This is a genomic window from Flavobacterium soyae (assembly GCF_021245985.1).
In the GTDB taxonomy this organism is placed as follows: domain Bacteria; phylum Bacteroidota; class Bacteroidia; order Flavobacteriales; family Flavobacteriaceae; genus Flavobacterium; species Flavobacterium soyae.
In genome coordinates this window covers 86,905-96,282 of record NZ_JAJQXA010000012.1, presented here as the reverse complement: position 1 = coordinate 96,282, position 9,378 = coordinate 86,905, and the positions used below count along the sequence as shown (strand labels likewise).

Here is a 9,378-nt window from a genome sequence, read left to right as displayed (position 1 = left end):
TGCTACTGGCGGAACAGCAGTTCCTTCGACAACAGTATTAGCAACAGGAACATATTATGCTTCAATTCTAAATCCAGCAACCAACTGCGAAAGCAATGTTAGATTAGCAGTTGCCGTAAGCGTAACCGATCCGGGAACACCAGCGACTACAGATGCAGCACAAGACTTCTGTTTAGTTGATGCTCCGACAGTTGCCGATATTCAGATAAATGCACCAGCGGTTGGCACAATAGTTTGGTACACAGCTGCTACTGGCGGAACAGCAGTTCCTTCGACAACAGTATTAGCAACAGGAACATATTATGCTTCAATTCTAAATCCAGCAACCAACTGCGAAAGCAATGTTAGATTAGCAGTTGCCGTAAGCGTAACCAATCCGGGAACACCAACCACTACAGATGCCACACAAGACTTCTGTTTAGTTAATGCACCAACTTTTGCCAATATTCAGGTTAATGAGTCAAACATTGTTTGGTACAGTACTGTAACAGGCGGAGTGCCAATTGTTTCGACTTCTGCTTTGGTAAACGGAACCTATTATGCAGCCATTTTAGATCCAGCAACAAATTGTCAAAGTGCGGTAAGATTAGCAATTGCAGTTACTGTAACAGATCCTGCTACACCAACAACTACAGATGCTGCACAGACTTTCTGTTCTGGAAACGCACCAACAGTTGCTAATATCCAGGTAAATGAAACAAATGTAGTTTGGTATACAGCTGCTGCAGGCGGAACAGCAATTCCAGCTGCAACAGCTCTAGCAACAGGTAATTATTATGGAGCTATTCAGGATCCGGTAACAGGATGCGAAAGCAGCGTGAGATTATTAGTTGCAGTTACAGTTGGAAATACAATTAATCCAACGACGAATAATGCAGCCCAAAGCTTCTGTTCAACAACATCACCAACAATTGCAAGCATTCAGGTAAACGAAAGCAATGTAACTTGGTTTAGCACAGCAACAGGCGGAACAGCAATTTCTGCTGCAACAGCCTTAACATCTGGAGTTTATTATGGTAATATTGTAGATCCGGCAACAGGTTGTGAAAGCTCAACTCGTTTACAGGTTACTGTAACGGTGACAGATCCGAGCCCGACGCCAACTACAACAGATACTGCACAGGATTTCTGCTCAATAAATACACCAACAGTTGCCGACATTCAGGTAAATGAAGCAAATGTGATTTGGTATACTTCTGCTGCAGGCGGAACAGCAATTCCGTCTACAACAGCTTTAGCAGCAGGAACATATTATGGAGCTGTGTCAAGCGCTATAAATTGTGAAAATCCAGCAAGATTAGCAGTTGCAGTAAATGTAAATACTCCGGGTATAATTACAACACCAAATACAACACAAACGTTCTGTTTATCTAAACTGCCAACGATAGCAAACATCTTGGTTAATGAACCAAATGTTGTTTTCTATGCAGCTGCAACAGGCGGAACACCGCTGCCGGCAGGAACATTACTAACAGCAGGCACCTATTATGCTGCCGCACTTAGTAACACAACAAACGGATGTGAAAGCGCAGCAAGACTGGGTATTACAATTGCCTTTGAAAATGATGCATTAGTACAGCTTACAACTACAGACGACACACCATGTGTTTTCCAGGGAGTAACCTATTCAATTGCAAATGGAAAATCAAATTATGTTTGGTCAGTTACAAACGGAACAATCACTTCCGGCGGAGGAACTGCAGATGGATCTGCAACAATTTCATGGTCAGATATTGGACCGGGAAGAGTTGAGGTTACTTACACTAATAACTGTGACGAAACCACAACTAAATTCCTAAATGTAACAGTTGCAACATGTTCTGATTTAACAATTACAAATGTGGTTGATAATCCAACGCCTAATTTTGGTGATAACGTAACATTTACAATTACGGTAAACAATGTTGGCGAAGGTGGTTTCATTAATACAATTGTTAGTGATTTGCTGCCATCAGGATACAATTTAGTAAGTTCTAATACATCAACAGGTACTTATGATCCGGCAACGGGACTTTGGACAATTCCAACGCTGCCAGCAGGACAAAGTGTTACGTTAACAATAGTTGCAGAAGTACTTTCAAGTGGAAATTACTTAAATGTTGCCGCAATTGAAAACTCAACTCCTTTAGATGTTGATGCAGCAAACAATACAGCTTCAGTTTCGGTTGTGCCAATTTGTTTAACAGTTTACAATGAGTTTACACCAAATAATGATGGAGCTAATGATTTGTTTAGAATTGACTGTATCGAAACACATTCTAACAATGAGTTAAAAGTTTTTAATAGATATGGTGCATTAGTGTACAGCAAAGCCCACTATGAAAACGATTGGGACGGAACTGCAAATGTATCCGGAGTAGTTAATAGAGGAGATATGCTGCCAACAGGTACTTATTTTTATGTGATTACCATTGGAGATGGAACGGTTAAAAAAGGATGGTTATCAATAATGAGATAACATTCTATTAATCATCTAATTAATTAAACTAAATAAGTATCGTTATGAAACTATATATAAAACCATTAGAAACGTATTTAATTTTAATATGTTCTCTTATTACTGTTTGTGCCAGCGCACAGCAAGATCCTCAATATACGCAGTATATGTATAATACAATGGCGGTAAATCCGGCTTATGCCGGATCTACCGGCACTCTCGAAGCCACGCTTTTACACCGTTCTCAATGGGTAGGAATTTCAGGAGCACCAGAAACACAATCGTTTTCCATTCACTCACCGCTTTCAAATGAAAAAATCGGTTTAGGGCTGAGTGTTGTCAATGATAAAATTGGACCTTCAAATGAGTTATACCTTGACGGAAACTTTTCTTATTCATTACCTCTTGGGTATGAAAAAAGATTAGCATTTGGTATAAAAGCAGGTATGAGAATGCTGAATATAGATTGGTCTAAAGGGAGATATTATAATAACAATGATGTTCTCTTAAACCAAAATATAGACAATCAAATGAAATTGGCAGTAGGAGCAGGAATTTACTATTACACAGAAAAATGGTATTTAGGATTTTCTGTTCCAAGTTTTATTTCAAACAACTATTATGATGATGTGCAGGAATCGATAGACTACGATCGTCTGCATTATTATTTAATGGGAGGATATGTTTTTGATTTGAACCCAAATTTGAAGTTCAAACCGGCATTTTTAGTAAAAGCAGTGAGCGGAGCGCCGCTGACTGCAGATGTATCGGCGAATTTTATGCTTTATGAAAAATTTGTTATTGGCGGATCATATAGAACAGATGATTCAGTAAGTATTCTGGCAGGTTTTCAAATATCTCCAAGTTTTTATCTCGGATATGCATTTGATTACACTGTAAGCCAATTGAATAAATACAACGATGGAACACATGAATTCATCCTGCGTTATACATTCAACAAAGGACAAAGCAAAATTAAATCTCCTCGATTCTTCTAAAAACAAAACATATGAAAAACATATATATCCTAAGTTTAGTCTTGAGCATTACGTTTAGTTTTGCTCAAAAGACTAATTTAAAGAAAGCCGATGCTTTGTTTAGAAATTATTCATATACAGATGCATCAAAGGCTTACGAAGAAATTTTACAGAATGTTAAAAGTCCGTCGGCACAAACATTAAAAAATGCCGCAGACTCCTATTATTTCATTTCTGATGCAAGAAATGCCCTTAAATGGTATAGAAAACTATACGAAGCTCAGGGCAATAATCTAACCGATATTTACTATCTGAGATATATTCAAAGCATGAAAGCTGTTATGGATTATGAAGAAGCAGATAGAGTAACCAAAGAATATCTGGATAAAAAAGGAGATCAAAAGGAAATAAACCGCTATGTTGCCCAGAAAAAGCAGCTGGATAGTTTAGCGAAAGCAAAACCACTGTATCAAATAAAAAATCTGGATATCAACACCAGTAAATCTGATTTTGGAACCACTTTTTTTCAGGAAAAAATAGTCTTTACTTCGGCAAGAGATACAACCAAGTTTAGCGAAAAACTATACACATGGAACAATCAGCCATTTCTGAATTTATATGTTTCCGAAAGAAACCCGGCAGATGGAAGCCTCTTCAATGAAAGTTTGTTTATACCAAACGTAATGAGCAAATATCACGAAGCAACAGCCACATTTGATGCAAGCGGAAAAACGATTTATTACACCACTAACATTCTAAAGAAAAACAAATTAGTTGTAGATGGAAATAAAATCAATAACTTTCAGATTGTACGAGGTTCAGTTGTCGATAATAAACTGGAAAATCCGCAAAATGTATTCTTTAACAGCGAAGATTATTCTGTAGGGCATCCTTGTTTAAGCGATGATGGTCAATGGTTGTTCTTTGCGTCAGATATGCCGGGCGGATTTGGCGAAACCGATTTATATGTGGTAAAAATTGCCGATGACGGAACTATGAGTACACCACTGAATCTGGGACCAAAAATCAACACAATTGGTAATGATCTTTTCCCATATTACAGAAACGGAATGCTTTATTTTTCTTCTGACGGGCATTATGGTTTAGGAGATTTAGATGTTTACGAAAGTAAATTTTTTGCAGACGGAACTTTTTCTACACCAAGAAACCTGGGCGCTCCAATAAACAGTAACAAAGATGACTTTACTTATATCGTGGATAAGTCGGATAGTTACGGTTACGTTTCATCAAACAGAACAGGAGGAAAAGGCGACGATGATATTTATTCTTTTGTAAAAGGAAAACCTGTTTGCAGCCAAAGCATTTCAGGAATGGCAATCGACAGAAAATCTAAACTTCCATTACCGGATGTTACCATAATGGCTTACAATTCTTTTAAAGAAGTATTAGGTGAAGCAAAAACGAATTACGAAGGAAAATATGCCATTGTCGTTCCATGTAATAAAGTGGTTAAAATGATTGCGGCTAAACAAAATTACAGCAGCGATGATAAAACCGTAGAGACAACAAAAGAAAACGAAGGCGAAATTCCAAACGTTAATTTTGAACTCAGTAATTATGACGATTTAGTTGTAAAAAAGAAAGGTGTTGAAAAAGTAGATGTTAACCCAATTTATTTTGACTATGACAAATACGATATTACACCTCTGGCAATCGAAGAATTGGCGAAAGTAGTTTTCATCATGCAAAAATTTCCAAACATCAGAATCAAAATTGAATCACACACAGATTCAAGAGGAAAAGATACTTATAACTTAAAACTTTCTGATAATAGAGCAAAATCAACAAGAGATTATATTATTTCACAAGGAATAGACGCTTCAAGAATCGAAAGTGCCATTGGTTACGGTGAAAGTCGTTTAATCAATAAATGCAAAAATGGAGTAAAATGTACTGAAGAAGAACATTTGTTAAACAGACGCTCCGATTTCATCATTATTCAAAAATAGTACTGTATTTTCAATCTAATTTATTGATAATTAGATTGTGAAATATAGAACGCAAAAACCATTTGGAAGTTGGTTTTTTTAAGATTCTTTTTTAAGAATAATGGACAAGGAGAAAATCAGGCCGCAAGTTTTTGCAGCCTGATTTTTGATTTTATAAAACTTTCGTTTTTTTTAATGTTTTTTGAACCAAAATAATCATAATTTTGATATTCATTTATTTTCAAATCAAAATCAGCATTATTTTAATATTTTATGAATATTCAGGAAACCATCCAAACATTAAGAGACGAACTTAATCAACACAATTACAACTATTATGTGTTGGATAACGCTACAATTTCTGATTACGATTTTGATATTAAACTAAAAGAACTTCAGGATTTAGAAAATAAACACCCGGAGTTTTTCGATGAAGATTCTCCAACACAAAGAGTAGGCGGAACGGTAACAAAAAATTTCAAAACCATTGCGCATCAATACAGAATGTATTCGCTGGATAATTCGTATTCTAAAGAAGATTTAATTGATTGGGAAAACAGAATTCAGCGTGTTTTAGGAAATATAAACCTGCAATATACCTGCGAATTAAAATACGACGGAGCCTCAATCAGTATTTCTTATGAAAACGGAAAACTTGTTCAGGCATTAACACGCGGTGATGGTTTTCAGGGAGATGAGGTTACCAATAACATTAAAACAATCAAATCAATCCCAATCAAATTAAAAGGAGATTACCCTGAAAAATTTGACATTAGAGGAGAAATTATTCTTCCATATGCCGGTTTCGAAAAAATGAACCAGGAATTGATCGAGATAGGAGAAACTCCATATTCAAACCCAAGAAACACAGCTTCAGGAAGTTTAAAACTGCAAGACAGTGCCGAAGTCGCAAAACGTCCTTTAGAGTGTTTGTTGTATTTCGTAACAGGAAATAACCTTCCGTTTGAAACGCAGTACGAAGGATTAGAATTAGCCAGAAAATGGGGGTTCAAAGTGCCAAACGAAGCCAAGTTGGTCAATGATATGCAGGAAGTTTTTGATTTTATTGACTATTGGGACATACATCGTCATCAATTACCTTATGAAACAGACGGCGTTGTAATAAAAGTAAACAACATTCATTCTCAGGAAGAATTAGGTTATACAGCAAAATCACCACGCTGGGCAATTGCATACAAATTCAAATCAGAGCAGGTTTCAACCAAATTAAAATCAATTTCTTATCAGGTTGGGCGCACAGGAGCCATTACTCCCGTGGCTAATCTTGAACCAGTTCAATTGGCCGGAACCATTGTAAAAAGAGCGTCGCTGCATAATGCAGATCAAATTGAAAAACTGGATATCAGAATAAATGATACCGTTTTTGTTGAAAAAGGAGGAGAAATTATCCCTAAAATTATTGCAGTTGATTTAGAAAAACGTCCGGAAAATTCAGAAATAACACAATACATTACACATTGCCCGGAATGTCAGACTGAACTGGTCAGAAATATCGGAGAAGCAAATCATTACTGTCCGAATTTTTACGGCTGTCCTCCTCAGATTATAGGAAGGGTGCAGCATTACATTTCAAGAAAAGCAATGGATATTGAAGGACTTGGCGGAGAAACTGTTGCATTACTTTTTAATAACGGATTAGTATACAATTATGCTGATTTATACGAATTAAAAGTTGAGGATATTTTGCATTTAGAAAGAATGGCACAAAAATCAGCCGAAAATTTGGTAAATGGGGTAGAAAAATCAAAAGAAATTCCGTTTGAAAGTGTACTGTTTGCACTCGGAATTCGTTTTGTTGGAGAAACCGTTGCCAAGAAACTGGCCAAACATTATAAAAATATCGACGCTTTAAGCCAGGCTTCTTTAATGGATTTAATTCTGGTTGATGAAATTGGAGAAAGAATTGCCAAAAGCGTAATAGAGTTTTTTGAAAACGAAGAAAATAAAATCATAATTGAACGTCTTAAAAGTTATGGAGTTCAATTTGAAACCGTAGAAAGAATAAACCCAAATGCTACCGAAAAATTTATTGGAAAAACTTTTGTAGTATCAGGAGTTTTCAGTCAATTTTCAAGAGATGAATTAAAAAAGACGATCGAAGATAACGGTGGAAAAGTAGGAAGTTCGATTTCTGCAAAAACCGACTTTGTCGTGGCGGGAGATAATATGGGGCCGGCTAAATTAGAAAAAGCAACTAAATTAAATATTCCTATACTATCTGAAGATGATTTTATAACTAAACTCAATGAAGGCTAATAAACCATCGTTAATTTTATTCTTCCTGGCGTTACTGTTTACAATTATTTTTGATTGGACAGAACAAGATTTCCTTGCAATTTATGCGAAGGCAATAGTTTTGCCTGCCATTTTTATTTATTTTTTAATCAGCAGTGAATTCAAAATCAAGAAAACCGAAAGTTTTATTTTTCTTTTTTGCTTTATAGGTCAGGTTTTTAATCTTATGGATGTTGAGGTTTCTGAAATTGGAGCTGTATTAAGTTTTCTTGTCGTGTATGCCTTAATTATGAAACTTTTTATTGTAGAACACGAAAGAATAAAACTGCAGAAAAAAGATATCCTGCCAATATCTTTAGTAATAATTTTTATTGTTTATCTGCTCATTTCAGTACTCAGTATGAAATTTGACAACACTAAAAGCTTTGATTATATATATATCATCTACGGAATAATTTTAAGTTATATAAGTTATTTCTCTTTTGTAAGCTATATTACAAAAGGCACATTTATAACCCTTTTAATGTCATTAATGACAGTTAGTTATATATTTTCAGATATATTCTACATCTTCAACGAATACTTTTCACAGTCCGTAGTTCTGGTTTTGATACGTGATATTACACAAATTTTAGCCTACTACTTTATGGTCGAATATTTCCTCGAAAAAACAAAAATGCAAAAAAGGGCCTTATACAATAATTGATTTGGCCTGATTGCTGTGTGCTTTATCTTTATCAAAATAAAAATCGATACGCCCTAAATTGATTCCATAACAGCCAACCTGATTGACCAATACATTTTCTCCTGTCTTATTTTTTACAATCGTTGGCTTATCAAGAAAAGTATGAGTATGGCCGCCAATAATTAAATCAATATCCTGTGTAAGCTCAGCCAATTTTAAATCAGAAATTTTCGAAGGTTCATCTTTGTATCTGTATCCAAGATGCGAAAGACAAATTACCAAATCACATTTCTCTTGTTTCTTTAATAACTGCGTCATATCCTGAGCAATTTCAACAGGATTATTATAAACAGTTTCTTTGTATAATTGCTTGTCAACTAAACCCTGAAGCTCAATTCCCAAACCAAAAACCCCAACCTTAATACCATTTTTATTAAAAATTTTATAAGGTTTTACCAGACCGTTCATTACGGTGTTTTTAAAATCATAGTTCGAGCAGATAAACTCAAAACTTGCATGAGGCATTTGAGCATATAAGCCATCAAGACCGTTATCGAAATCATGATTTCCTATTGTTGAGGCATCATATTTCATCATACTCATCAGCTTAAACTCTAGTTCACCGCCATAATAGTTAAAATACGGAGTTCCCTGAAAAATATCACCCGCATCTAGCAAAAGAACATTTGGATTTTCCTTACGAATTGTTTCAATAAGTGCCGCACGACGTGATACGCCGCCTTTATTTGGATTACGGGGATCATCAGCCGGAAACGGATCTATATGACTGTGAACATCGTTTGTATGCAGAATCGTTAAGTGTTTTATATCGTCATTTCCAAAACTGCTCAATGACAATCCTAAACTTAATAAGGCAGTACTTGCAGCAGTTTTTTCGATAAATTCTCTTCTTTTCATTTTGTATATTTTTTGCGGGAACTTTATATTTTTAGTGTTTAACTTTTTTTAGCCACAGATTAAAAAGATTTGCACAGATTTTTTAATCTTTTTAATCCTTTTAATCTGTGGCTAAAATTTTTACGCATATAGAAAAAAATGTAATAAGCTCTTGTC

Annotated in this window: 6 protein-coding genes; 5 read left to right on the top strand and 1 reads right to left on the bottom strand. The window is 35.3% G+C overall.

Annotated features, from left to right (window positions below):
- The 5 genes from LUU93_RS15785 to LUU93_RS15765 all read left to right on the top strand — a co-directional run.
- On the top strand, positions 1–2,458 hold a 2,458-nt coding region (locus LUU93_RS15785; protein WP_232682141.1), incomplete at its 5' end, for an Ig-like domain-containing protein.
- Between the two features lie 44 nt (positions 2,459–2,502).
- A complete protein-coding gene (locus LUU93_RS15780) occupies positions 2,503–3,435 on the top strand; it encodes a PorP/SprF family type IX secretion system membrane protein (RefSeq protein ID WP_232682140.1) in 933 nt (310 codons plus the stop codon).
- A gap of 11 nt (positions 3,436–3,446) precedes the next feature.
- Positions 3,447–5,384 carry an OmpA family protein gene (locus LUU93_RS15775; RefSeq protein ID WP_232682138.1) on the top strand — a complete coding sequence of 646 codons (1,938 nt, stop codon included), beginning with the start codon at positions 3,447–3,449 and terminating at the stop codon, positions 5,382–5,384.
- 252 nt (positions 5,385–5,636) lie between these two features.
- A complete protein-coding gene (ligA, locus tag LUU93_RS15770) occupies positions 5,637–7,640 on the top strand; it encodes an NAD-dependent DNA ligase LigA (RefSeq protein WP_232682137.1) in 2,004 nt (667 codons plus the stop codon).
- Positions 7,630–8,325, top strand: coding sequence for a hypothetical protein (locus LUU93_RS15765; RefSeq protein ID WP_232682136.1), 696 nt, complete (start codon positions 7,630–7,632; stop codon positions 8,323–8,325). Before ligA ends, LUU93_RS15765 begins: the two co-directional genes overlap by 11 nt.
- Here LUU93_RS15765 and LUU93_RS15760 read toward each other — a convergent pair.
- Entirely contained in the window at positions 8,311–9,222 is a 912-nt protein-coding gene (locus LUU93_RS15760) for a bifunctional metallophosphatase/5'-nucleotidase (RefSeq protein WP_232682135.1), read from the bottom strand. The two genes, LUU93_RS15765 and LUU93_RS15760, sit on opposite strands and share 15 nt — an antisense overlap.
- Positions 9,223–9,378 lie beyond the last annotated feature (156 nt).

Excerpts from the sequence above, each read along its gene's own strand:
- LUU93_RS15760 (WP_232682135.1), bottom strand. The coding sequence starts at position 9,222 with ATGAAAAGAAGAGAATTTATCGAAAAAACTGCTGCAAGTACTGCCTTA.
- LUU93_RS15775 (WP_232682138.1), top strand. The coding sequence starts at position 3,447 with ATGAAAAACATATATATCCTAAGTTTAGTCTTGAGCATTACGTTTAGT.
- LUU93_RS15765 (WP_232682136.1), top strand. The coding sequence starts at position 7,630 with ATGAAGGCTAATAAACCATCGTTAATTTTATTCTTCCTGGCGTTACTG.
- LUU93_RS15780 (WP_232682140.1), top strand. The coding sequence starts at position 2,503 with ATGAAACTATATATAAAACCATTAGAAACGTATTTAATTTTAATATGT.
- ligA (WP_232682137.1), top strand. The coding sequence starts at position 5,637 with ATGAATATTCAGGAAACCATCCAAACATTAAGAGACGAACTTAATCAA.